Origin of the sequence: Marinomonas aquimarina (assembly GCF_900089755.1) — a bacterium.
Classification (GTDB): Bacteria; Pseudomonadota; Gammaproteobacteria; order Pseudomonadales; family Marinomonadaceae; genus Marinomonas; species Marinomonas aquimarina.
Window position 1 is genome coordinate 84,881 of record NZ_FLOC01000012.1, and the last position, 22,919, is coordinate 107,799.

General features: G+C 49.6%; 23 protein-coding genes. 19 read left to right on the forward strand and 4 right to left on the reverse strand.

Annotated features, from left to right (window positions below):
* Positions 1 to 73 precede the first annotated feature (73 nt).
* The 3 genes from MAQ5080_RS11060 (at position 74) to MAQ5080_RS11070 (ending at position 2,302) form a co-directional block, all read left to right on the forward strand.
* Entirely contained in the window at positions 74 to 829 is a 756-nt protein-coding gene (locus MAQ5080_RS11060; protein WP_067209980.1) for a transporter substrate-binding domain-containing protein, read from the forward strand.
* 62 nt (positions 830 to 891) lie between these two features.
* Positions 892 to 1,581: an ABC transporter permease gene (locus MAQ5080_RS11065; RefSeq protein WP_067209975.1), complete on the forward strand. Its 690-nt coding sequence runs from the start codon at positions 892 to 894 to the stop codon at positions 1,579 to 1,581.
* A gap of 4 nt (positions 1,582 to 1,585) precedes the next feature.
* On the forward strand, positions 1,586 to 2,302 hold the full coding sequence (locus tag MAQ5080_RS11070) for an ABC transporter permease (protein ID WP_082861086.1): 717 nt from the start codon (positions 1,586 to 1,588) through the stop codon (positions 2,300 to 2,302).
* Between the two features lie 73 nt (positions 2,303 to 2,375).
* Here the strand turns inward: MAQ5080_RS11070 and glnK are convergent, their stop codons facing one another.
* Positions 2,376 to 2,714, reverse strand: coding sequence for a P-II family nitrogen regulator (gene glnK, locus MAQ5080_RS11075; protein WP_055463653.1), 339 nt, complete (start codon positions 2,712 to 2,714; stop codon positions 2,376 to 2,378).
* Between the two features lie 134 nt (positions 2,715 to 2,848).
* Between glnK and MAQ5080_RS11080 the strand changes: the two genes are divergently transcribed.
* Positions 2,849 to 3,223 (forward strand): hypothetical protein, encoded by a 375-nt coding sequence (locus MAQ5080_RS11080; RefSeq protein WP_067209966.1) that lies wholly within the window; start codon positions 2,849 to 2,851, stop codon positions 3,221 to 3,223.
* 19 nt (positions 3,224 to 3,242) lie between these two features.
* Here MAQ5080_RS11080 and hemE read toward each other — a convergent pair whose 3' ends face one another.
* From hemE to MAQ5080_RS11095, 3 genes are all read right to left on the reverse strand, one after another.
* Positions 3,243 to 4,346, reverse strand: a complete 1,104-nt coding sequence (hemE, locus tag MAQ5080_RS11085) for a uroporphyrinogen decarboxylase (protein ID WP_067209964.1) — start codon at positions 4,344 to 4,346, stop codon at positions 3,243 to 3,245.
* A gap of 125 nt (positions 4,347 to 4,471) precedes the next feature.
* Positions 4,472 to 5,281, reverse strand: coding sequence for a DUF2927 domain-containing protein (locus tag MAQ5080_RS11090; RefSeq protein WP_067209957.1), 810 nt, complete (start codon positions 5,279 to 5,281; stop codon positions 4,472 to 4,474).
* Complete coding sequence (locus tag MAQ5080_RS11095; protein ID WP_067209953.1) at positions 5,271 to 5,804, reverse strand: NUDIX hydrolase; 534 nt, start codon at positions 5,802 to 5,804, stop codon at positions 5,271 to 5,273. Before MAQ5080_RS11095 ends, MAQ5080_RS11090 begins: the two co-directional genes overlap by 11 nt.
* A 209-nt stretch (positions 5,805 to 6,013) precedes the next feature.
* Here MAQ5080_RS11095 and astE point away from each other — a divergent pair, with 209 nt between their 5' ends.
* The 15 genes from astE (at position 6,014) to gspF (ending at position 22,907) form a co-directional block, all read left to right on the forward strand.
* Positions 6,014 to 7,021 (forward strand): succinylglutamate desuccinylase, encoded by a 1,008-nt coding sequence (gene astE, locus MAQ5080_RS11100; protein ID WP_067209950.1) that lies wholly within the window; start codon positions 6,014 to 6,016, stop codon positions 7,019 to 7,021.
* Positions 7,022 to 7,172: 151 nt separating this feature from the next.
* Positions 7,173 to 8,285 (forward strand): zinc ABC transporter substrate-binding protein, encoded by a 1,113-nt coding sequence (locus MAQ5080_RS11105; RefSeq protein ID WP_231915737.1) that lies wholly within the window; start codon positions 7,173 to 7,175, stop codon positions 8,283 to 8,285.
* An 88-nt stretch (positions 8,286 to 8,373) separates the two neighbouring features.
* The gene (locus MAQ5080_RS11110) at positions 8,374 to 9,351 is read left to right on the forward strand and encodes a KpsF/GutQ family sugar-phosphate isomerase (protein ID WP_067209945.1); all 978 of its coding nucleotides are present in this window, start codon (positions 8,374 to 8,376) and stop codon (positions 9,349 to 9,351) included.
* 22 nt (positions 9,352 to 9,373) lie between these two features.
* Positions 9,374 to 10,231: a 3-deoxy-8-phosphooctulonate synthase gene (gene kdsA, locus MAQ5080_RS11115; protein ID WP_067209942.1), complete on the forward strand. Its 858-nt coding sequence runs from the start codon at positions 9,374 to 9,376 to the stop codon at positions 10,229 to 10,231.
* Entirely contained in the window at positions 10,231 to 10,818 is a 588-nt protein-coding gene (locus MAQ5080_RS11120; RefSeq protein WP_067209941.1) for a KdsC family phosphatase, read from the forward strand. The genes kdsA and MAQ5080_RS11120 overlap by 1 nt, the downstream gene beginning before the upstream one ends.
* 2 nt (positions 10,819 to 10,820) lie before the next feature.
* Positions 10,821 to 11,594, forward strand: a complete 774-nt coding sequence (gene kdsB, locus MAQ5080_RS11125; RefSeq protein ID WP_067209938.1) for a 3-deoxy-manno-octulosonate cytidylyltransferase — start codon at positions 10,821 to 10,823, stop codon at positions 11,592 to 11,594.
* Between the two features lie 9 nt (positions 11,595 to 11,603).
* A complete protein-coding gene (locus MAQ5080_RS11130; protein ID WP_067209935.1) occupies positions 11,604 to 12,365 on the forward strand; it encodes a hypothetical protein in 762 nt (253 codons plus the stop codon).
* A 101-nt stretch (positions 12,366 to 12,466) separates the two neighbouring features.
* The gene (locus tag MAQ5080_RS11135; RefSeq protein WP_067209932.1) at positions 12,467 to 13,282 is read left to right on the forward strand and encodes a type II secretion system protein N; all 816 of its coding nucleotides are present in this window, start codon (positions 12,467 to 12,469) and stop codon (positions 13,280 to 13,282) included.
* Positions 13,283 to 13,292: 10 nt separating this feature from the next.
* Complete coding sequence (gspD, locus tag MAQ5080_RS11140; RefSeq protein ID WP_067209929.1) at positions 13,293 to 15,188, forward strand: type II secretion system secretin GspD; 1,896 nt, start codon at positions 13,293 to 13,295, stop codon at positions 15,186 to 15,188.
* Between the two features lie 193 nt (positions 15,189 to 15,381).
* Entirely contained in the window at positions 15,382 to 16,686 is a 1,305-nt protein-coding gene (gene traF / locus MAQ5080_RS11145; RefSeq protein WP_067209925.1) for a conjugal transfer protein TraF, read from the forward strand.
* A 104-nt stretch (positions 16,687 to 16,790) separates the two neighbouring features.
* The gene (locus MAQ5080_RS11150; protein ID WP_067210200.1) at positions 16,791 to 17,939 is read left to right on the forward strand and encodes a paraquat-inducible protein A; all 1,149 of its coding nucleotides are present in this window, start codon (positions 16,791 to 16,793) and stop codon (positions 17,937 to 17,939) included.
* A 1-nt stretch (position 17,940) separates the two neighbouring features.
* Positions 17,941 to 19,602, forward strand: coding sequence for an intermembrane transport protein PqiB (pqiB, locus tag MAQ5080_RS11155; protein WP_067209922.1), 1,662 nt, complete (start codon positions 17,941 to 17,943; stop codon positions 19,600 to 19,602).
* Positions 19,599 to 20,159 carry a PqiC family protein gene (locus tag MAQ5080_RS11160; RefSeq protein WP_067209920.1) on the forward strand — a complete coding sequence of 187 codons (561 nt, stop codon included), beginning with the start codon at positions 19,599 to 19,601 and terminating at the stop codon, positions 20,157 to 20,159. The genes pqiB and MAQ5080_RS11160 overlap by 4 nt, the downstream gene beginning before the upstream one ends.
* A 25-nt stretch (positions 20,160 to 20,184) precedes the next feature.
* Entirely contained in the window at positions 20,185 to 21,708 is a 1,524-nt protein-coding gene (gene gspE, locus MAQ5080_RS11165) for a type II secretion system ATPase GspE (RefSeq protein ID WP_067209917.1), read from the forward strand.
* The gene (gspF, locus tag MAQ5080_RS11170) at positions 21,708 to 22,907 is read left to right on the forward strand and encodes a type II secretion system inner membrane protein GspF (RefSeq protein ID WP_067209914.1); all 1,200 of its coding nucleotides are present in this window, start codon (positions 21,708 to 21,710) and stop codon (positions 22,905 to 22,907) included. The genes gspE and gspF overlap by 1 nt, the downstream gene beginning before the upstream one ends.
* The last annotated feature ends 12 nt before the right edge of the window (positions 22,908 to 22,919 follow it).

A 22,919-nucleotide genomic window follows, 5' to 3' on the forward strand; every position in this document is an offset into this window, starting at 1 on the left:
ACGCTTTGCCAACTTGGTGAAACTAGATAAGGCGTACTATATAAAACCAATAACCTAACAAAAGGACCATAGAATGAACCTTAAAAAAATAGCAATCAGCTCAGCCGTGATGCTCACTGCGGCAGCGTCTTCTTTTTCTGTGAATGCGGCAGACACAGTACGTATTGCCACAGAAGGTGCTTGGGCACCGTTTAACTACATCGACGATAACGGTGTGCCACAAGGCTTTGACGTGGATATCGCCTGGGCCTTGTGTGAGAAAATGGAAGCGGATTGTAAAGTGGTGACACAGGATTGGGACGGTCTGATCCCTGGCCTGAAAGTGCGTAAATTCGATGCCATCATTGCTTCGATGTCGATTACAGAAGAGCGTCTGCGTCAGGTGGATTTCACTGATAAGTACTACTCTGGCGGTTTGCGTTTCCTAGCGCCAAAAGAGGCGACATTTGATCTAGAGAAACTGGACGGTAAAGTGATTGGTGCCCAGCGTGCGACCCTTGCCGCTCAGTACCTAGAAGACAATTACATGGACCGTGCTCAGATTAAATTCTACGACACTCAAGACAGTGTTTACCTTGACCTAGTGGCGGGGCGTCTAGACATCGTGCTATCGGATGAGCTACCGACGTATGATTGGTTGAAGACCTCTGGCAACGGCGGCAAGTTTGAATTCAAAGGCAACTCCTTTAAGAAAGAAGATGAGATCGGTATCGCTGTGCGTAAAGGTGATGATCTAAAAGAGAAATTCAACAAGGCGTTGGATGAGATCATGGCCGATGGTACTTACCAGAAAATTAACGCTAAGTACTTCCCATTCTCCATCTACTAAGATGAATTTAAGCGGCGCTCTGCCAGTCGGATGCGCCGCTTTTCTAAGACTGAGATATCTTTATGTTAGATCTTCACGGTTTTGGTGATCAGCTCTTACAAGGAGCTAGCATCACCATTCAATTAGCGCTTTGTTCGCTGTTGGTCGGGTTAATTCTTGGCCTATTAGGGGCGTCAGCCAAGTTATCCAATATCAAGCCTCTGCAATGGATCGCGAACCTTTATACGACCATTATTCGAGGGGTGCCGGAGCTGCTCACGGTATTGATCATTTACTTTGGTGCGACCACGGTATTAATGGCGATTGCGAGTCAGTTTGGTTACCAAGAATACATTGAAATTGGTCCCTTCGCGGCGGGTGTGACAGCGCTTGGCCTGACCTTTGGTGCCTATGCGACGGAAGTGTTTCGCGGTGCGTTACAAGCGATCCCGAAAGGTCAGCATGAGGCGGCGATTGCGCTCGGGATGCAGCCGCGACGTAAGTTTTTCCGCATTATTTTGCCACAAGTATGGCGCGTTGCCCTACCGGGCATAGGTAACCTGTTTTTGGTATTGCTTAAGGACACGGCGTTGGTATCGGTCGTGGGTCTGGAAGACATCATGCGTAAAGCCAATGTGGCGGTAAGCAATACCAAAGAACCGTTCCTGTTCTACCTGGTCGCAGCCTTTATGTACCTAGCCTTAACGATTGTGTCGATGGCGGTGGTGCATTTCCTAGAAAAACGCGCTAGCCGCGGTCTGACAAGAGGGTAAGCTGGTGGAATTAGATTTTTCTGTCGTCATTGAATACTTGCCACGTTTGCTTACGGGCACGTGGATGACCATTAAGCTGGTGCTGCTGTCGATTGTCTTAGGGGCCATTGTCGCGCTGCCGATTGCCTTAGCACGTATCTCCAAGAATTGGCTCGTCAGCGGAGTGCCGTTTGCGTTTATCTTCTTCTTTCGTGGTACGCCTTTGTTGGTGCAAATCTTCTTGGTGTATTACGGGGCGTCGCAATTCGAAGCCGTGCGAGAGAGTTTCCTTTGGCCGGTGCTGAAGGAACCGTTTTGGTGTGCCATTATCGCCTTTACGTTGAACACTTCGGCGTATACCGCAGAGATCTTCCGTGGTGCGATTCAAGCCATCCCGGAAGGCGAAGTGGAGGCTTGTAAGGTGATCGGTATGAGCAAAGCGCAAATGTACCGTCGTATCTTATTGCCGCGTGCCTTTGGTATTGTCCTACCGGCCTACGGCAATGAGATCATCCTGATGCTGAAGGCCAGCGCTTTGGCAAGTACCATCACCTTGCTCGACTTGACGGGGATGGCACGTACCATTATTGCTCGAACCTATACGCCGATTGAGATTTTCCTCGCGGCGGGGGGGATTTACCTAGTCATCAGTATCTTTGTCATCTATGTGTTTAGGTTGATTGAGAAGCGTCAAAATCGCTACTTGGGGACCTTGTCTATTAAGGTGCCGGATAAAGGTTAAGCAGCATACAAAACAAAAGAGGCGCATCCTAGGATGCGCCTCTTTTATATCAGGTGAACAGTGCTTAATACGCTTAGATCGCGTCTGCACCTGTTTCGCCGGTACGGATACGGATGACTTGCTCTAATGCAGTCACAAAAATCTTACCGTCACCGATTTTGCCCGTGTTGGCGCTTTTCTGGATTGCTTCGATGGCTACGTCTACTTGGTCATCATCGATCGCAAGCTCAAGTTTTACTTTCGGTAGAAAGTCCACTACGTATTCTGCGCCGCGGTACAGTTCGGTATGACCGCGCTGACGACCAAAGCCTTTTACTTCTGTAACAGTGATGCCGTTAATACCGATTTCAGACAGCGCCTCACGCACTTCGTCTAATTTAAAAGGTTTAACTATGGCTGTTACTAATTTCATAGATTCTCTCCATTCAAGGCATTGTTTGCCTATAAATTACCATTCAAATGCAGACCCCGCTACTAATTGCAGCAAAATGTTCTACAGTTAATGCCGAGTAACATACATCGCTCTCTAAAGCCGAGGAGGACTACATGGATCAGCATGCTTTGATTAGCTTTGAAAAGGGAATGGACACGTTCCTCAAACGACTGAAAACGAGCCTACAAAAGCATCAGCATGTCAGTGTTTGCCACCATTCCATGCCACAGTGTTTGGAGAGTTTTAAAGTCACCGATGAAGCGGATAATGAGCATGTGCTGCGTTTGGTGGTGATTGGTTGTGCCCAGTCGACAGCGTTGGCGCGTTTGTCTTGGCTAGACAAAATGGGCAAGGATCATGTGTGTTGTTATCTCAACACAAAATTTGAAGCGGTGAAGCGTAAACGCAACGGCTTATGGGTGAAAGACAAGCACGAGCCTGAGGAGATGTGTTTGAAAATTTGGACCTGCCTTCATTCACCGATTTGATAAAGACAGGTCCAAGGGATTATTCTACGCCGTTAAGGGCGTCTAAATCATCGTATTGGGTTTCGTGGTACGGGCGGCTTAGCTCGTGCACGGCGTCGATAAGATATTTTGGACGCTCAGGGTCCACGAACTGGTGGATACCATGGCCTAGGTTAAACACATGGCCGGTGCCATGACCAAAGCCTTCTAATACCGCAGCCACTTCACGTTCAATCACATCTTTGCCCGCATACAACACGCATGGGTCAATGTTACCTTGCAGCGCGACTTTATCGCCGACACGGGCACGGGCTTCGGCCATATCCGTTGTCCAATCAAGGCCTAGGGCATCAGGGCCCGTTGCTGCCATATTTTCCAACCATTGACCGCCATTCTTGGTAAACATGATCACAGGGATCTTACGACCTTCGTGTTCACGAATCAGGCCATCCATAATTTGACGCATGTACATCAAGGAGAACTGTTGGTACATAGGACCACTTAGCACACCACCCCAAGTATCAAAGATCTGCACCGCTTGAGCGCCGGCTTTGATTTGACCGTTCAGGTAATCGGTCACAGAAATTGCCAGCTTGTTCAGCAGGGCGTGCAGTACGTCTGGTTGTGAGTACATCATGCCTTTGATGTGACGGAAGTCTTTGCTTGAACCCCCTTCGACCATGTAAGTGGCCAGTGTCCATGGGCTGCCAGAGAAACCGATCAATGGCACGCGACCATTTAGGGCGTGACGAATGGTGGTCACTGCCTTCATCACATAATCAAGGTCGGATGCTTTGGCGATCGGCAGTGCTTCCACATCTGCTGCGCTGCGTATCACATGCTTGAATTTAGGACCTTCACCGGTTTCAAAGTACAAACCAAGTCCCATGGCATCCGGTACGGTTAGGATGTCTGAGAATAGGATCGCCGCATCTAGGTCGTAGCGCTCAAGTGGCTGCAGTGTCACTTCACAGGCAAACGCATCGTTTTTACATAGACTCAAAAAGTCCCCTGCAGTGGCACGGCTTTGGCGGTACTCTGGAAGGTAGCGGCCAGCTTGGCGCATCATCCATACCGGTGTTGTGTCAACAGGCTGTTTCAGTAGCGCGCGCAGAAAACGGTCGTTCTTGAGTTCTGGAAACATTCAATTTCTCCGATGAGTGTTCAAGGTTTGCAGCATTTTACCTAACTTGAGCAAAAAAAAAGATGCAATAACCAGAATTTATGACTCTGGTTAATAAAATGGCATTAAAACAACAAGAAAAGGCGCTAATCCCCTATGTGTCTTTTCAGACTGCCCACTTGAACTTGTCTGACCGCATCATCAATGATGCCTAAATAATAGAGGTCATTGATCACAGTGGGTAACAGTTGATCCACCTGCTGGGCAGTCATGCCGGCTTTTAGGCGAGGTGAATAGAGTATCTTGAGAAGGATGTAATCCAATGGTGATAGATAGATGTCGTGGCTAACATCGTTAAAGATAGAGGGGTACACATCATCCGAGTCATTGGGTAAACCTAGTAGCTGGGTGATCTCTTCGATAATGCAATCCAAGAAGCGGGCATTTTGGCGTGCGTAATTGACGGGAATGATGATCACCCCTCGTTGAATCTCCCCTTGGGCATTAACACCAAAATTACCCAAGCAAATGGCCTCGTCGAGTGCCACTCGAATAGATTCTGGATTACCGATATAGCGCGCTACTTTTTCTTCGACTCGATGCAACTGCGTAAATGAGGCAACGATGTTCGCTTGCTTTAAATGGTTTGTGAAGTTAATCGGCACCCCTGTAATTCGGGATAAATGCCGCGTATGAATACGCAGTAACTGATGTTGTAGGCTTGCATCGCCAGCTTCGCTTTCTACGTAAATATAGATCGGGGACTCCCAGCGTACTAGGCGTGGGGTTTGAGTCTGATTGTATTCACGTTGCAAGGCGATGGTGAGAAAGCTGTCGTGAATAAAGTTCTGCTGTTGCCAATGAGCATAGCCTTGCGCGTAAGCACTGCTGCCCACCAGGCTAAATAACCCAAGCACGAGGGCAACAAACTGTCGAATAGAGCGATTATGGCACATTGTCGTAGGCCCTAAGTTGATCATTTACATAATGCAGTAGGGCATCGTAGGAGTCTGGGGTAAAAGGCAATTGTTCAGGGTTGTCCAAAATGTCTTGGATGCGCATTTCACACACTTCTGCGACTTCTTTTGCTTGTAGGTTTAGCGGCCCATGCTGCATTTCATTGTATTCACAAGTATAGACCTTGCCCCAAATGCGAAAGCCTTCCCCTTCAGTAAAAAACATGCCTTGTGTGGTCAGTGGCAGTTGTACCCCCAATTCCTCTTCCAGTTCACGGCTGGCACATAGGTCATAACTTTCACCGGTGGCAACCACGCCACCAGTCGTGATGCCATAGTAGCCAGGGCAAAACGCTTTGGTGTCGGTGCGTTTTTGTAATAGCAGAGTATCTGGCCCAGTAAAGACGAGGATGAAAGTGACGCGATGAATGTCTTGCTGGAAGTTCATCAGGCGGCGTGGGATGTCGCCAATGACTTGGTTATCTCGGTCTACAAGGGTAATGATTTCATCGGTCTCAGACATAGGAAATGATCTTATTTCGAACAAAAGAGACAGGTTAACCATTTACTCTGTGATTGAAAAGATTAAATGGCGCGGAAAGGTGTGATTAGGCAAGTTACGAAAATGCGACGCATACTTAAGCGGTTGATGGCCAGTGGCGGCTTTTATGCTTATGCCCTGCCTGGTTTGCGTTAACATGGCACAACGCTTGGACTTGCTTGGAGAGTAGTATGTCAATCCCAAACCACGATTTCCTTCAATTCACCTTAGCTCAGCCTGAGAAGGCGAGCGCTAGCGAATATATTTTTCCCTATGGTACGGCGTTTATTGAAGGGCGAGGGATTTTGCGTTTAGAACCAAGCGAGCAAGCCCAGCACAGCGTGGTGTTGTCGGCTGGCATCCATGGTAATGAAACGGCGCCGATTGAGTTGTTAAATGCGCTGGTCGCACAACTACTCACAGGTGAGCTAGCTTTGTCGGTACGCTTGTTGATCATTTTCGGCCACCCGCAAGCCATGGTACAGAGTGAGCGTTTTTGTGATGTGAATCTGAATCGTCTATTTTGTGGCGCCTGGCAGCGTTATCAGGGCATGGAAGTCGCTAGGGCGCAGTTACTGGAACAAACTGTGAGTGACTTCTTCGAGCAGCATCAACAGGGGGAAAAATACCATTACGACTTGCATACAGCGATTCGTGGTTCGCAATATGAAAAGTTTGCGGTACATCCTTTCACCAACGGTGCGGCGTATCAAAAGCAACAATTTGCCTTCTACGATGCCATCGGCTTAGAGGCGGTTCTGTTATCGCATCAGGCCACTACGACCTTTTCTTATTATTCTTATGCGCATCATGGCGCCCAAGCGGCCACTGTGGAGTTGGGGCAAGTGCGACCGTTTGGCGATAATGATCTCAGCAAGTTGACACAACTCGAGCAGGCCTTAAAAGAATTGCTAGTGGAAGCCAATCTGGCGCAAGGGCAAGCGCAGCAGGTACGTCTCTATGAGGTGGTGGATGTATTAACCAAAGATGCAGACGACTACCGTTTAAACATCGCCGCGGATGAAAAGAATTTTACCGCCTTTAGCAAAGGCTTTGAGCTCGCCCGCTCGAGTAAGAGTTGTTATCAAATCCAGCAGAATAATGACGCGATTGTCTTTCCCAATACTAAACTGCCGATCGGGCAGCGCTCGGGCTTAGTGGTGCGGGCAAAGGATTGGGCGACCTTGAAGACAATTTGATAGTTTGCGATACAAGGGATTGAGAAATTCCTCATAGGTTGTTATTGTTACATTATAACATCTTTGGTTAATTGGACTCTTTCTCATGTTGAAGTACGCGCTCCCAGCCTCTCTATTATTGTCAGTTTCTGCTTTCGCACAGACACATGTTGTGACCTCGATTAAGCCGGTCTCCATGGTGGTTTCAGCCATCGGTGGTGACCAAGTCGAGGTAGAACAGTTGGTGAATAACCAAGCGTCGCCACATGATTTTGCCATGCGTCCTTCGGACCTGCGTAAGCTTGATCAAGCGGATCTCGTGGTGTGGGTCGGCGAAAGCTTAGAAACCTTCCTTGAAAAGCCCTTAGCCAACCTATCTGGCAAAAAAGACATTGAGTGGATGGCGCTAAGCGGTACTTACCTGCGTGAGTTTGGTGATACTAAAGAAGAGCATCATCACGATGAACATGATGAACATGATGAAGAACATGGTGAGCACCAAGGCCATGATCACGACGAGCATCATGAAGAACATGGTGAGCACCAAGGCCATGACCACGATGAGCATCATGAAGAACATGGTGAGCACAAAGGCCATGACCACGATGAGCATCATGAAGAACATGGTGAGCACAAAGGCCATGACCACGATGAGCATCATGAAGAACATGGTGAGCACAAAGACCATGATCACGATGAGCACCAAGGACATGAAGAACACGATGAGCACCAAGGGCATGACGAGCACGGCCATGAAGGGCATGATCACTCGGGCACAGACCCGCATGTATGGCTAGATCCAGTCAATGCAAAAGTGCTGGCTTATGAAGTCATGGAGCAGTTGAGTAAGCTCGATCCAGAGCACAAACAAACGTTCTCGGACAACTACCATACATTTATTCGTATGTTAGATGCGGCGGATCACAATGTTCAAGCCGCTCTAGAGCCGGTAAAAGATGTGCCTTACTTTGTCTTCCATGAAGCGTATGGTTACTTCGAGAACCACTATAAGCTCAACAACAAGGGCGCGATTACGCTAAGTCCTGAGCGTAAACCTGGTGCGAAAACGGTTGCGAATATTCGTACTGAAATTGAAGAAAACAAGGTGGCGTGTGTCTTCAGTGAGCCGCAATTTAGCCCAGCGATCGTTAAGACACTGGTCGGAGGGACCAGCGTGAAAACCGCTGTGCTGGACCCATTAGGCGTATCTCTAGAGTTATCAAATGACAGCTACCCAGCTTTCCTTGAAGCCCTCGCAGGTCAATACGCGACTTGTCTTAAGTAAAACAAACTGGAACGCCTACTTGGATTGGTAGGCGTTCTGCTTTTGCCTCTGTATAATGGCGCCACTATTTACGAATTCGAGTTGGCCCATGAGCGATACCCTGTCTACTTTGTCTTGTGATTCACAAACACTGATCACCAGCGCTAAAACCACTCTCACGACTCAAGCACAAGCTTTGATGGGCTTGGCGGAACGAGTCGATACACAATTTTCCCAAGCTGTCACCCTGATGCTCAACTGCCACGGCCGTGTCATCATCTGTGGTATGGGGAAGTCCGGTATCGTTGGTAAAAAGATCGCTGCAACGTTAGCCTCCACCGGTACTCCATCCTTCTTTATGCACCCAGGGGAAGCCTTTCATGGCGATCTGGGCATGGTGCACAAAGACGATCTGCTGATTTTGATTAGCTACTCCGGTGAAACGGAAGAAGTGATCCGCTTGCTACCGTCGCTACAAAGCTTTGGTAACCGCTCCATCGCCATTGTTGGTAACGCCAGTTCGACGCTTGCGCAGCATTGCGATTGCGTGCTGGACATTGCCATTGATCGCGAGGTGTGCCCGAACAACTTAGCGCCGACTACGTCAACCACCATGACCATTGCCATGGGGGATGCACTGGCGGTGGCCCTCATGCAGTGTCGTGATTTCCAACCGCAAGACTTTGCACGCTTCCACCCAGGCGGTAGCCTAGGTCGTAAGTTGCTGACCCGTGTGCGAGATCTGATGCACAAAGACAATCTGCCGTTTTGTACCCCTGAAACCTCATTGCAGGACGCCATTGCGGTGATGACCCAAGGTCGCCGCGGGGTGGTGCTGATCAAAGAGGGCGAGCGCTTGGCGGGGATCTTTACCGACGGTGACTTACGTCGTGCCATGCTTAAAGACGCAGCGGGAATGCTCCGTAAAACCATGGCGGAGCTGATGACGCCTAACCCAAAAACCATTTCCCAAGACACCATGATTGTTGAAGCAGAAGAGCGCATGCTGCACGATAAAATCACCTTATTAGTAGCCGTTGACGACGAGAAACACGTGGTTGGCTTGCTTGAAATTTACGACCGTTAAGATTGATAGGACAGACACGATTATGTCAGAAACCAGCAAAATCATCCGTATTGGCAATTCTATTGAGGTGGCCAACCACCTGCCGTTTGTCTTATTCAGTGGTGTGAACGTTTTAGAATCACGTGACCTAGCGATGAAAGTGGCTGAAGAGCACGTGAAAATCACTGAGAAACTGGGTATCCCATACGTATTCAAAGGCTCGTTTGATAAAGCCAACCGTTCTTCGATCAACTCTTTCCGTGGTCCAGGTTTAGACGAAGGCCTAAAAATTCTTCAGGAAGTGAAAGACACCTTTAACATCCCTGTGATCACCGATGTGCATGAAAACGATCAGTGTGCGCCAGTAGCAGAAGTGGCCGATGTGATTCAACTACCTGCTTTCTTATCGCGTCAAACCGACCTAGTGGTGGAAATGGCGAAAACAGGTGCGGTGATTAACATCAAAAAAGCGCAATTCCTAGCACCACATGAAATGAAGCATATTCTGACTAAGTGTGAAGAAGCGGGTAACAGCAACCTAATGCTGTGTGAGCGTGGCACCATGTTTGGTTACAACAACCTAGTGGTGGACATGCTAGGCTTCGGTGAAATGAAGAAATTCGATTACCCGGTGATGTTTGACGTGACGCACGCGCTACAACGTCCAGGCGGTCGTTCAGACTCTGCCGACGGCCGTCGTGCACAGGTAACGGAATTGGCGCGTGCAGGTATGTCCCTAGGCCTTTCCAGTATGTTCCTAGAAACGCACCCTGATCCAAATAACGCGAAGTGTGACGGCCCGTGTGCTTTGCCGCTGAATAAACTTGAGCCATTCCTAAAACAAATTAAGCAGCTGGACGAGCTGGTTAAAACCTTTGATACCTTGGATACGAGCGCTTAATGGACATTGCTTTCTTAGAGCATTATCAAGAGCTGGTGAACGGTAACCTGCTGATGAAAAAGTTGCCGTTTTTAAAACTGGTGATTTTTGATGTGGACGGTGTGCTCACCGATGGTGGTCTGTACTACGGCGCTGAAGGTGAAGCGGTAAAACGTTTTAACGTCAAAGACGGTGTCGCCTTGAAACTGTTGCCGAAGTGGGGTGTGGATGTGGCGGTCATCACAGCCAAAGACTCTGCGCCACTGCGTAAGCGTATGGACGATCTTGGCGTGCAGCATGTTTACTACGGCTGTCATAATAAAGCGGCGGCATTTGACGAGTTAATGCAAACCTTGACCCTTGAGCCTGAGCAAGTGGCCTATGTGGGCGATGATGTGATTGACTTACAGGTGATGCCAAAAGTCGGTATCTCCCTGTGCCCAGCGGACGCTCATACATTACTGTTGCGTCATTGTGATATCACTCTGCAACGCTCTGCAGGCCAAGGTGTGGCCCGTGAAGTGGCGGACCTAGTGCTGGCGACCCGTATGTCATTAAAAAGCGCTTATGAGCTGGCTAAACGTCCTGAATTTGAGAAGAAAGATTGAGCATGAGTAACTTACCTGCGTTTCATATTGTCATTCCGGCGCGCCATGCGTCGCAACGCTTTCCACAGAAAATGCTGGCCGATTTGGCCGGTAAGCCAGTGGTGCAGTGGGTCTATGAACTGGCGCTGAAAGCGGGCGCTGAGTCGGTCACTATTGCGACCGATCACGAAGACATCTTTTCTGCGGCAGAAGGCTTTGGCGCTGACGTGGTGATGACCCGTACCGATCATGAGAACGGCACCGAGCGCCTCGCGGAAGTGGCATCCCTTAAAGGTTGGTCAGGTGATGAAATCGTCGTCAATGTACAGGGCGATGAGCCTTTGCTGCCAATTGGTTTGATTCACAACGCGGTGCAAGCGTTAGCAGATGATAAAGAATCGGAAATGGCCACGGTGGCATGTCCGATTCATCGTGAAGAAGACATTTTTAACCCAAGTGTGGTGAAGGTGGTATGTGATGCCAAAGGCCGTGCTCTGTATTTTAGCCGTGCTACCATGCCATGGGATCGCGACGGTTTTGCGCAATCACCGCAACAAATCGCGGAAGATTACCCAGCCCTGCGCCATGTTGGTTTATACGTTTATCGCGTGTCTTTGCTTGGCCGCTATGCGCAAATGCCGATGTCACCGTTAGAGAAATGGGAAAAGCTAGAACAGCTACGCTTCCTTCATCAAGGCATCAAGGTGCAGGTCGCGCTGACCAAAGAGCTACCGCCACACGGTGTTGACACACCGGAAGATTTGGCTGCTTTGACGAAAAAGCTGATGACACAATAGGGTGCAGGCATGGGCCGCAGGACTTACATTGCACTGGCTATTTGGTTTGTCTTCGTTGTCTCATGTGTCATGGGGGCTTATGTGCCGCTGCATTATTGGTCGTCTCAGCTGCGCCTTGTGATGCCGCAAGGTACACAGCTGGTGCGATTGTCTGGTCACTGGTGGCGTGGGCAGGCACAAGTGTCCGTCATGGCATGGTCCCAGCCGCTGCAGTTTTCTTGGTCACTGTCCTCCTTGTTTGAACCCATCACTTGGCATCTGAATCATCCTAAGGTGGTTGGCTATGGCCAGCTACAGCCGACCATGAATAGCTTGTCGCTGTGGGTTGAAGGCTTGCGTATGGAAGCCGATCTGCTCAACCCTAGTTTAGCACCACAGGGTGTCCATCTTTCTGGGCAAGCCATTGAAATCACGCGTTGGTTCAGCGTTTATGATTTTAGCCAAGCGCAATTTCAGGCCTTTCGTGCCCACGCCCACTGGGGGGCAGGCCGTATTGAATATCAAGTAGAGCAGCAAACCATTGCCGCTAACATTGAAAATTGGCAGCTGCATGGTGATTTGTTCATCGAGGCGCAAGAGCCCCAACCACGCCTAACGCTGCGCTCGCAGCAAGATCGTCCCTTGTTTGAACTCAAGTTACTGCCCAGCCAAGAGCTGGAGTTGACCGTTATGCCGGAGTTGATTGAGGCACTTGGCCAGCGTTGGCCTGGGAAAAAGGAATACCCTGCGTTTGTCATGGTACAACCACTGACGGGCATGTGGCGTTATTAAGGTCAGGTTAGGTCATTAATGTGCGATCTTCTTGCATTATATTGTCGGTTTGTTGAAGATAGTTGCTTCATTGATTGTTAAGCCCCGATTAGGTCACCTTCGTGCATTGGAAAGCCTTCGAAAAATTCGCCTTGCTGGCCACAGAAGTCACCGCTGTGACCGTGTTAGCAGTAGCGCTAGGCAGTGTTTCAGCCAAGCTATGGTTTTCCAGCGAGGTGGTACCACAACCATTTGTGATGCCTGATCAAACGCCTCAAACAGCGGTCATAGACACGCTTTCCAACGACTTATTTGGCAGCAGTAGCCTGTCCGAGCCTATTAAAGAGACGGCTTTACGCCTAACGTTACTGGGTGTGATGCCGAGCCAAAACCCTAGGCAGGGTATGGCCGTGATTCGTAGTGCCGCCAATAACGAAAAGACTTACCAAGTGGGCGATAGCCCCATTGCCGGTGTGCGCTTAAACGCTGTCTATAATGACCATGTGGTATTGCAGCGTGCTGATCAGCTGGAAAGCTTATTCTTTGGCTCTGCCAATGAACGCACCGCGGCGCCATTGTTTTTGCCGAGCGCGCCGTCCGCTGAAGCGCCTGTTAGTGCCTCAATGGCTGTGCCAACAACGGCCCCTGAAACACAAACTTGGCAAACCGACCGTGCCACTGTGCCAAGCAACCCGCAGCAGGTGTTGCAGGATGCGGGAGTGAGTCACGTAGACGGTCACTATCAACTCAATCAGGACAGTCCGCTCACGCAATTAGGTTTGCAACCTGGGGATCGTATTATCTCTGTCAATGGCTTATCCCTAGAACGCATTCAATCCGAACCATCGCTGCAGGAGCAATTGCAGCAATCGGGTTCGCTGCGTGCGGAAATAGAACGCGGCGAAAAACGCCTTATGATTAACTTCTCTTTACAGTAAAGGATTCACCATGTTGTCGTTGCGAAAAATCATGATGGGCGGTTTGTGTGTGCTGGCGTTAAATGCGGCACCCAGCATGGCGCAAACTTGGCAGGTGAATTTGCAGCAAGCTGACATCGGCGTCTTTATCCAGCAAGTAGCAAAAATGACCGGCAAGAGTTTTATTGTCGATCCACGCGTCAAAGGCCAAGTCAGCGTTATTTCCAATCAAGAACTCAATGAAGACGCAGTGTATCGCTTACTGCTGTCGGTATTGACGGTGCATGGCTATGCCGCCCTTGAAACGGCAGACGGCATCAAAATTGTGCCGCAAAATGTGGCCAAGCAAAGTGGTGTGGACTTTGACAGTCAAGGTATCGCCGCAGGTGGTCTATTGGTCACGCGTATGATTCCTGTTAAGCAAGCCACCGCCTCTGAGTTGGTACCGATTCTACGCCCGCTGATTCCTCAATACGGTCACCTAGCGGCCGTGGACAGTGTGAATGCGCTGATTATCAGTGACCATGCGGATAATATTCGTGAGCTGGAGTCTTTAATTGTGCGTCTTGATAGTTCCAGTGAAGGCGTCGTGCGGGTGGTGCCATTAGCGCATGCTTGGGCCAACGATATTTTAGCGCTCATGACTGAGCTAAGCGGCGCACCGACGAGCACTGCGAGTGGCAACGCTGCGCCCGTTAGCATGAGCACCAAAGTGATTGCGGACGATCGTACCAATCGTATGGTGCTCAAAGGTAAGCTAGAAGATGTTGAAAAAGTGGTCGCCTTAATTAAACAGCTCGATAGCCCCAGCAAAACCGCTAGCCGTCTGTCTGTGTTGCCGCTGCGTTACGCGGACGCCCCCAAGACAGCGGAACTGATCGGTAGCTTGCTGAGTCCAGCAACGGCATCGGACAGCACCACAGCGAACACGCCCTTGGTCAAGGCCGACGAAGATTTAAATGCCTTAGTGGTGCGAGCGGATCCCAGTGTTCTGGCGGACATTCAGGCGGTGCTACAAGAGCTGGATGTGCCACGCGCGCAAGTGCTGGTGGAAGCCATTATTGCTGAAGTGAACATGGACGATGCTGAAGCCTTTGGTTTTCAGTGGCTGTTTGGTGACACGTCAGACGCGACAGTGCCGGCCATGGGCACCAATTTCACCGCTGCGGGCAACAGTATTACCGAGATCGCCACTGGCATTGCTACAGGACGTCCGACCTTGAGCAATGGCTTAACCGCCGCAGGCATTCGTTTTAACAGTAATGGTGACCTGAACCTTGCTGGCATACTGCAAGCCATCGAAAGTAATTCCAATGCCAATCTGTTGTCGACGCCTAAGATTATGACGTTGGATAATCAGACCTCGAAAATCTTAGTGGGGGAAACGCGCCCCTTTCAAACCGGTGGCTATGCAGACAGTAGTAGTAATGCTTTTGTCACCACGACCCGTGAAGACATTGGCTTAACCCTTGAGGTAACACCCCATATCAATGCCGGCGATGAAGTGCGCATGGAAGTGCTACAGGTGGTTGAGGCGGCGTCCGCTGAGCCCAGCTCCTTGGGCACCATCACCACCAAACGTGAAATCTCTACCACAGTGATCGCAGGCAATCGTCGTACCATCGTCTTGGGAGGACTGATTGAAGATAACGTCGTGGAAGTGCAACAAAAAGTCCCCCTGTTAGGGGATCTTCCTGTGATTGGGGCCTTGTTCCGCAGTACTTCTCAAGAAAATCAAAAGCGTAACTTGTTGGTGTTTATACGTCCGACTATCTTGCGTTCACAACAAGACGTGACCGCCGTGAGCAATGATAAGTTTAGCGGCTTTAGAACCATTGAGCTGATGCAAGGCTTTTCGTTGCAGCGAACACAGGTGTTAGAAGAGCGATTTGATTCGCCTTACGCGATGCCCGAAAAAGCAGAATAAGTCTGATGTGGCGAACTCTGCTTATAACTTTCATGCACTTTTAGTGTTATCTGTAAGGATTTGTATAGAAAGAATGTTTGCAGTGTCAGTTTAGTGTAATCTTCGGTGCTTATTTTTTGGTTGTCACAGGGAAGTGGCGGCAAGATTGCACGCGTTGCTTCCCGTATTTTTCGTTTCAATATTGAGGTTAGTAATGCAAAAAGCGCTTATTATTGCAGGAAGCTTAGCGTGTGGTGCCGCGGTCGCTGCGCCCGTCTCTCAACCATTCGGCTCCAGCTTTACCTTGGGCTCGAGTGCCAATCCAGCGTCTCTTATGACGGCGCTTGGCAACCCTGCCGCATCTTACTTTATGGTCAACAGTGAAGAAGGGGACAACTTCCGCACTGGTATTCTTGGCCCACTTGGTGTGGGCTACGAAGTGGGCGAAGTGGACTCGCTAGAAGACAAAATCGATGATTTAGACGATTTGTTGGATCAAGAAGTGATGACCATCGGTCAAGCGCTAAACATTCAATCTCAAGCCAACGATCTATTGGCTCAAATGGGCGAAGACGCGCATTTAAAAGTCATGGTGGGTGCCCCAGTGCCGGTGTTCCCGATTATCTATAAAACCGATAATGGCGGTGCTTTCATGCTGGATCTGTCTATTGCCGCAGTGGCGAAGGGACGTTTCTTGGATGATGACATTGATATTGTACAAGAGACTAATGGTGACTACCGTCTTGATACCAACTCGTCGATGTACGCTAAAGCAGGCGGCATAGTGACCTTTGGTTTGGGTTACTCAACCGATGTGTACAGCAGTGACGCCGGTACCTTGGTGTTGGGTACTAAGCTGAACGCGCACAGTGTGACACTAGGGAAAGCCTTGTTGCACTTAGAATCCTCAGATGACGATACGGAAGACGCTTTCTCAGATGCCTTCTCTGATCAGCAAGAAACCAGCACAGATTTTGGTTTAGATTTAGGCGCTATTTGGGCATCAGAGCATTACCAAGTAGGCCTGCAAGGGACCAACTTGAACGAGCCAAGCTTTGAGTACGCTACCCTGCCAAGCACCTGTACGACGGTCACACCGGTGAACCTGCCAAGCTGTAATGCGGCATTGGAGTTTGCGCAAAAAGGTGAACTTGAGCTCAATGAAGAATACACTTTAGAGCGCCAGTTCACGGTTGATGCTTCGACGTTTGTATTTGATCGCCAATTGTCCCTGGCTGCCAGCTATGAGTTGAATGAAGTAGCGGACCTAGTGGGTGACAAATACCAGTGGGCAACGGTATCCACTGCCTATTACAGCAGCAGTTCATTCATTCCAGCTGTTCGTCTAGGCTACAAGAAGAACATGGCGGGCTCTGAGCTAAGCTACGCGATGGTCGGTGCGACGCTGTTTAAACGTTTGAACCTTGACTTGGCTTACGGCCTAGAAACGGTTGAAATTGATGGCGATGAACAGCCACGTAGTTTGTACGTCAGTGCCAGCATTGAAAGTGCTTTCTAACAGCACTGTTTAAGTTTTTTCATTGTTCGGCCCTTTAAAAACGCGCTATAACTATAGTGCGTTTTTTTATGGGTGAAGACCCGCGATGGGTTGTAGTGAGTTTGATGAACCAGCAAAGGCTAGGAGCGCCTGGCTCCAATGACACGAGAGTGATTTCCTGTAATGGCTGCGGGCTTGATGCGCAGGTGCCTCATCTGGCGCCTAATCAAACTGCCTATTGCCCGCGTTGCGGTCATAAGTTGACGTCGTTAAAGCACAATTGGATCGACAAAGTACTAGCGCTAGGTCTGTCTGGATTGGTCTTGCTGGCATTGTCCGTGTCGTTTGATTTTTTATCTTTCTCTAGTAATGGCCTGACCACCTCGATCACCTTAATTAGCGAAGTAGAAACCTTAATTCAACAGGATTACTTAGGCTTGGCAGGGGTGATTCTATTTGTCTGTATCCTGTTACCAGCCAGTGTTTTGCTGCTACTGTGTGCTTGGATGTTAGCGATCAAATTCGGCGTTGGTTTGCGTGCCACTAAAGCGCAAATAGCGATCTGCTTCAATTTTATTATTTGGTGCATGCCGGAAGTGTTTATGGTCGGAGTGATTGTCAGCATGGTAAAAATCACTGCCATGGCGGATGTGGTGTTCGGGCCGAGCTTTTATTTTTATATCGGCTTTATGGTGTTGTATATCTTGACCTTACTGCATCTTGATCGCTTTCAGGTGGAGCTGGCGTTAATGCAAGAACCGACGGTCAAACCCGATAGCCGCAAAAGTCATAATCGAGTGCAGTGGACCTGGGCGTTATTGTTTACCGCAGTGCTTTTGTACCTCCCCGCAAATTTTCTACCGATCATGACGACGCGCTTTTTGGGGGTCGATTCGCCGTCGACGATTGTAGGAGGGGTGATCACTTTGTGGCATCATGAGTCGTATATGATTGCCGCGATTATCTTTATCGCGAGCATTTTAGTGCCTATGTTTAAAATGTTAGCCATTGGTTATTTAAATTATTCTGTGCAGACCAACAGTCGCGCCAGCATCAAACAGCGTTATGGTTTATATCGTATCACCGAGATGATGGGGCGCTGGTCGATGATTGATGTGTTTGTGGTCGCCATCTTAGCTGGGTTAGTGCAACTTGGAAGCACAATGAGTGTCTACCCCGGTTCTGCTGTCATTGCCTTTTGTGCGGTGGTGGTGCTAACCATGTTGGCGGCCATGTCTTTTGACAGCAGAATGATTTGGGAGAAAGAGCAGTAAAATGAGTTTACCTTCGGATCAAGGTCATAAAGCATCGCAGGCTTTGCCTGCGACCATTCGGTCGAACAACCGCATTTCTAAGATTTGGATCATTCCAATACTGACTCTTGTGTTGAGCCTGTGGTTCATTCTGCAGGAAGTGAACGATAAGGGCATTGAAATCGAAATTGAGTTTCAGACGGCATCGGGGCTTGAAGCGGGCAAAACACAAATCAAAATCCGCGATGTGGTCATTGGCCATGTCGACTCTATTGCCCTGAACGATGACTCATCAGGGGTACGAGTGACCGCTCTGCTAGATAATAAAGCGGAAAAATTCCTACGCTCGGATACGCGCTTCTGGGTGGTCTCACCAAGGGTCTCTTTTGAAGGCATATCTGGCTTACAAACCCTGTTGTCGGGCTCCTACATCGATATGGCGCCAGGCATTGATGAACAAACCTCACGTCAGTTTGTGGCCCTAGAAGATCCGCCTGTGACCCCGATCGGCACGCCAGGTCTGCGCGTGTTTTTAAACAGCGAGAAGTCGTTTACCGCTAAGGTAGGCGATCAAGTGATTTACCGTGGCCTGTCGGTAGGGCGTATTGAAACCGTTGAATACGATTTAGAAAAACGTCTCGCTCGATACAGTGCCTTCATCGAAGCGCCATTTGATAAATTGGTCACTTCCAATACCCGTTTTTGGAACACCAGCGGTATTGAGCTAGAGCTGGGCGCCGATGGTGTGGGGGTCACGACGCCAAATTTAGAAGCGCTGATCGCCGGTGGTATCACCTTTGATGAGCCAGAAGATATGCCGCCGAGTCAGTCATTTGAGCACGACAAGGTATTCCAAATTTACCCCTCTTATAAAAGCGCCATGGCGCATCGTTATGTGGAGAAGGTTTACTACTTAATCTTGATCGAAAGCTCGGTGCGTGGCCTCAAAGAGGGCGCTCCAGTTGAATACCGTGGCTTGCAAATCGGCCAAGTGGAGGACATCAACATCAAGTTGGATGACCACAAAATGCGCGCGGATGCAGAGTCATACAAAATCCCGGTGTTGATTTCGATCCAACCTGGGCGAGCGAACTTAAGCGACGATGAGACGGGCCGAGACTTTATCAGTAAGCAGTTCACTTTATGGGTAGAGAATGGTCTTCGTGCTTCCCTTAAAACCGGCAGCTTGCTAACGGGGGCGGTGTTTGTTGATCTTAAGCACGATGATAAAGCAGAAGACTACAAGACGGTTTTTCTGGCGGGTTATCCTTTGATTCCGACGATACCGGATGAAATTGTGCAATTCACTGATCAGTTAAGTACGACCTTAGATAAAATCAATGAATTGCCGTTACAAGGCGTGGCAGAGGACTTGCGGGTGTTGCTACAAGACCTATCCACCAGTGCCAATGCCTTTAATCAAGCCAGCAGCTCGATCAGTGGCAAGTTAGACGAGTTTGATATGGCAGCGATGAATGCCACACTGTCTAGCTTGAACGATGTGTTAGAGAAATTTGCCACGGAAGATAACGGCGTATCGACGATCAATCAAACCATGGTCGAAATCCAAAATGCCATGCGTGAGTTGACGCCATTACTACAGAAAATGAATACAGCGCCTAATAGTTTGATCTTTAAAAGTCAGGTGGCGCCAGACATTGAGCCTCAAGGAGCAAGACGATGAGAGTGATACTGCTCTTAGTAACTATGATGCTGGTTGTCGGCTGTTCCTCGCCGACACTGCAGCCACCAAAATATTATGTGCTCAGCGGAACGCCGATGCAGTTGATCCCGCATAAGGTGCAGCACCCTGCGGTCGAGGTGCGTTCAGTGGCGTTATCGGACTATCTGCAAAGCGCGAACATTGTCCTTCAGGTGTCTGATCATGAGCTGTTTTTCTCTGCCAATCACTTATGGGCTGAACCGCTGCAAGTGGGCATTGAAAAAGTACTCAGCAATCGTCTATCGCAAACGCAATCCTTAAGCGATGTCCCAGCACTGCTGTTGGACGTCAACATTGATTACTTTCATATCGTCGATCGTGATGCGGTGATCTTGTCTGGAAATTATGTGGTCGAAAGCCAAACCGGTGCCAACTTGGTACGTGAGCGTTTTACCCTGCGTGAGCCCTTGAATCACTCAGGGTATGAATACGCAGTGTCGGTGATGTCATCCATTCTGGGGGCGTTAAGTCAGGAAATCGCTGCAAAAGTGACTGCTCAGCAAAGCAGTGCCCGTTAGTGCCAGAATCTCATAAGGTCTTTATTTGTCTGCTTTAGCTTACTCGTTTGTCAAAGAATTCGGAGTGCTGCTATACCCAGCTGCCACGGGGTGGGTGTTAGCGCACCGTGCCGACGCTACCCTGCCTGCGTTAAATGAGGCGTTTCGCTTAAGCCCAGAAATGCCGACTCTGGAAGCCTTATCCGAGCAAGCGTTTGAGGCGCAAGTGGTAAGTTATTATCAACTGGCTGGTCAGCAAACGTTAGAAAGTGTGAAGGCCTTAGACGACGAGGCTTATCTTCAAGGACTCGACTTAGAAAGCCTTGCACAGGCGATCCCAGAAAACGAAGACCTGCTGGAGCGTGAAGGCGATGCCCCGGTGATTCGTTTGATCAACGCCATCTTGAGCGAAGCGCTCAATGTTGGCGCCTCGGACATCCACATTGAAACCTATGAGCGCCAGCTGAAGGTGCGCTTTCGCGTGGATGGCGTGTTACGTGAAGTGATTGCGCCAAAACGTGCTTTAGCGCCCATGTTGATTTCCCGTATCAAAGTCATGGCAAAGCTGGATATCGCTGAAAAACGCTTGCCACAGGATGGACGAATTTTATTACGTGTATCAGGGCAAGATACCGATGTACGGGTATCTACGCTACCTTCGACTTATGGTGAGCGGGTGGTGTTGCGCTTGCTCAGTAAAGCGGTCGCAGAGATGGATTTAGAACACCTCGGAATGCGTCCCAGTGACCAACAGCGTTTACGTCAGCTGATTGAAAAGCCCAACGGTATTGTGTTGGTGACGGGGCCTACCGGCTCCGGTAAAACCACCAGCTTGTATGCCGCGCTTAATCATCTTAATCATGGCCGCAGCAATATTATGACCGTCGAAGACCCAGTGGAATACCACATTGACGGGGTGGCACAAACGCAGGTCAACAGCAAAGCCGAGATGACCTTCGCCAAGGGCTTAAGAGCCATTTTACGGCAAGACCCTGATGTGGTGATGATCGGTGAAATACGTGATTTGGAAACCGCAGAGATTGCTGTGCAAGCGTCTTTAACTGGGCATATGGTGTTGTCGACCCTGCATACCAACAGTGCCATCGCGGCGGTCACTCGCTTGCAAGATATGGGCATTGAGCCGTTTCTTTTGTCGTCCTCAGTGGTTGGTGTGGTGGCGCAGCGTTTGGTGCGTCGTTTGTGTGAGCATTGCAAACAAGAGCAGCCGATGGACCTGGCGACACAGCAATTATTCGCCGTGCTCGAGACCACGAGTATCAGACTTTATCAAGCTAACCCTCAAGGCTGTGAGCATTGTCATCAGGGCTACCGAGGGCGCTTGGGAATATATGAAATCATTGATATGGATGCCGCCTTACAGCGTTTGATCCACGATAGGGCTTCTGAACAAGTGCTGGCGGCACAGGTGCGTCAACGCTGTCCAAGTTTACGTCAGGACGGTTTGCAAAAAGCTGCCCTTGGCCTGACGTCGATTGAGGAGGTACTGCGTGTGACTTCCCAGCTCGCCGCTGAGGTGTCCATGGATCACACAGCGAACGGATCCGCTTGATGGCTGTATTTGAATATCGTGCTTTGAGCGACGCGGGCGCTAAGCGTAAAGGGCTGTTGGAAGCGGATAACGAGCGGCATGCGCGTCACAAGTTGCGTGAACAGGGGCTAGTGCCATTAGAGCTAAACAGCGCCAAAGCCAGCCGTAAGGCTTTTTTTCAAACGCATCTTAATACCCGTGAGCGAGCCCTACTGATGCGCCAATTGGCCACCTTGATTGAGGCCGGATTACCCATTGAGGAAACCTTGTCTGGGGTGGCTTCCCAATCGGGTAAAGGGCGCGTGCGCCGTATGTTGCTGGCCATTCGTGGGCGTGTGTTAGAGGGCTTCTCTTTTGCTCAGGCTCTGAGTGCTTACCCGAAAGCGTTTCCCACCTTATTTCAGGCCAGTGTCCAAGCAGGGGAAGAATCCGGGCAGCTAGCCTCGGTTTTGTCGGCCTTGGCGGATCATTCTGAGCGAGAGCAAGCGAATCAACAAACCTTGCAGTCGGCACTCTTGTACCCAGCCTTGCTGACGCTAGTGGCCATTGCCATTGTGAGCTTTTTATTAGGCTCGGTGATGCCTGATATTGTTGCTGTGTTTGTGCGACAAAAAGCTGAGCTACCTGCCTTAACAGAGGCGCTTATTGGTGTCAGCCGTGTGTTATCCAGTTGGGGCGTCTGGCTGGTATTTGCTCTGCTGCTCAGTGGCATAGCATTACGTCTTGCACAACCAATGCAGGCTTTTAGGCAGCGCCAAGACCTGTTTCTGTTGGCACTTCCCGGGTTGGGGCGTTTATTGGGGGGGCTTGCAATCACCCGCTACGTGGCTACCTTAGCGATGTTGACGCAAAGCGGTGTGCCTCTGGTGTTTGCCATGGACATTGCCAGTAAAGTGATTACCAATCTGGCGCTCAAACAGCGCTTGCAAACGGCGCAGCAGCAGGTCCGAGAAGGGCGTTCGCTGTCACAGGCGCTGGCGGAAAATCGCTATATGCCGCCGCTTATGTTGCAGCTGATCAGCAGTGGTGAGCGCAGTGGTGAGTTAGCGCAAATGCTAGACAAAGCGGCACGTCAGCAAAGTGAACAGAGCCAGCATCGCATGAACAATTTTCTCACTCTGTTTGAACCACTGATGCTACTGGTGATGGGGGCTGTGGTGCTGTTGATTGTCATGGCGATCTTATTACCGATTATGAATATGAACCAATTACTGCGATAACTGTTAAGGACG

Coding starts and splice junctions, on each gene's coding strand:
- MAQ5080_RS11060 (WP_067209980.1), top strand. CDS start 74: ATGAACCTTAAAAAAATAGCAATCAGCTCAGCCGTGATGCTCACTGCG.
- MAQ5080_RS11065 (WP_067209975.1), top strand. CDS start 892: ATGTTAGATCTTCACGGTTTTGGTGATCAGCTCTTACAAGGAGCTAGC.
- glnK (WP_055463653.1), bottom strand. CDS start 2,714: ATGAAATTAGTAACAGCCATAGTTAAACCTTTTAAATTAGACGAAGTG.
- MAQ5080_RS11080 (WP_067209966.1), top strand. CDS start 2,849: ATGGATCAGCATGCTTTGATTAGCTTTGAAAAGGGAATGGACACGTTC.
- hemE (WP_067209964.1), bottom strand. CDS start 4,346: ATGTTTCCAGAACTCAAGAACGACCGTTTTCTGCGCGCGCTACTGAAA.
- MAQ5080_RS11090 (WP_067209957.1), bottom strand. CDS start 5,281: ATGTGCCATAATCGCTCTATTCGACAGTTTGTTGCCCTCGTGCTTGGG.
- MAQ5080_RS11095 (WP_067209953.1), bottom strand. CDS start 5,804: ATGTCTGAGACCGATGAAATCATTACCCTTGTAGACCGAGATAACCAA.
- astE (WP_067209950.1), top strand. CDS start 6,014: ATGTCAATCCCAAACCACGATTTCCTTCAATTCACCTTAGCTCAGCCT.
- MAQ5080_RS11110 (WP_067209945.1), top strand. CDS start 8,374: ATGAGCGATACCCTGTCTACTTTGTCTTGTGATTCACAAACACTGATC.
- kdsA (WP_067209942.1), top strand. CDS start 9,374: ATGTCAGAAACCAGCAAAATCATCCGTATTGGCAATTCTATTGAGGTG.
- MAQ5080_RS11120 (WP_067209941.1), top strand. CDS start 10,231: ATGGACATTGCTTTCTTAGAGCATTATCAAGAGCTGGTGAACGGTAAC.
- kdsB (WP_067209938.1), top strand. CDS start 10,821: ATGAGTAACTTACCTGCGTTTCATATTGTCATTCCGGCGCGCCATGCG.
- MAQ5080_RS11130 (WP_067209935.1), top strand. CDS start 11,604: ATGGGCCGCAGGACTTACATTGCACTGGCTATTTGGTTTGTCTTCGTT.
- gspD (WP_067209929.1), top strand. CDS start 13,293: ATGTTGTCGTTGCGAAAAATCATGATGGGCGGTTTGTGTGTGCTGGCG.
- traF (WP_067209925.1), top strand. CDS start 15,382: ATGCAAAAAGCGCTTATTATTGCAGGAAGCTTAGCGTGTGGTGCCGCG.
- MAQ5080_RS11150 (WP_067210200.1), top strand. CDS start 16,791: ATGAACCAGCAAAGGCTAGGAGCGCCTGGCTCCAATGACACGAGAGTG.
- pqiB (WP_067209922.1), top strand. CDS start 17,941: ATGAGTTTACCTTCGGATCAAGGTCATAAAGCATCGCAGGCTTTGCCT.
- MAQ5080_RS11160 (WP_067209920.1), top strand. CDS start 19,599: ATGAGAGTGATACTGCTCTTAGTAACTATGATGCTGGTTGTCGGCTGT.
- gspF (WP_067209914.1), top strand. CDS start 21,708: ATGGCTGTATTTGAATATCGTGCTTTGAGCGACGCGGGCGCTAAGCGT.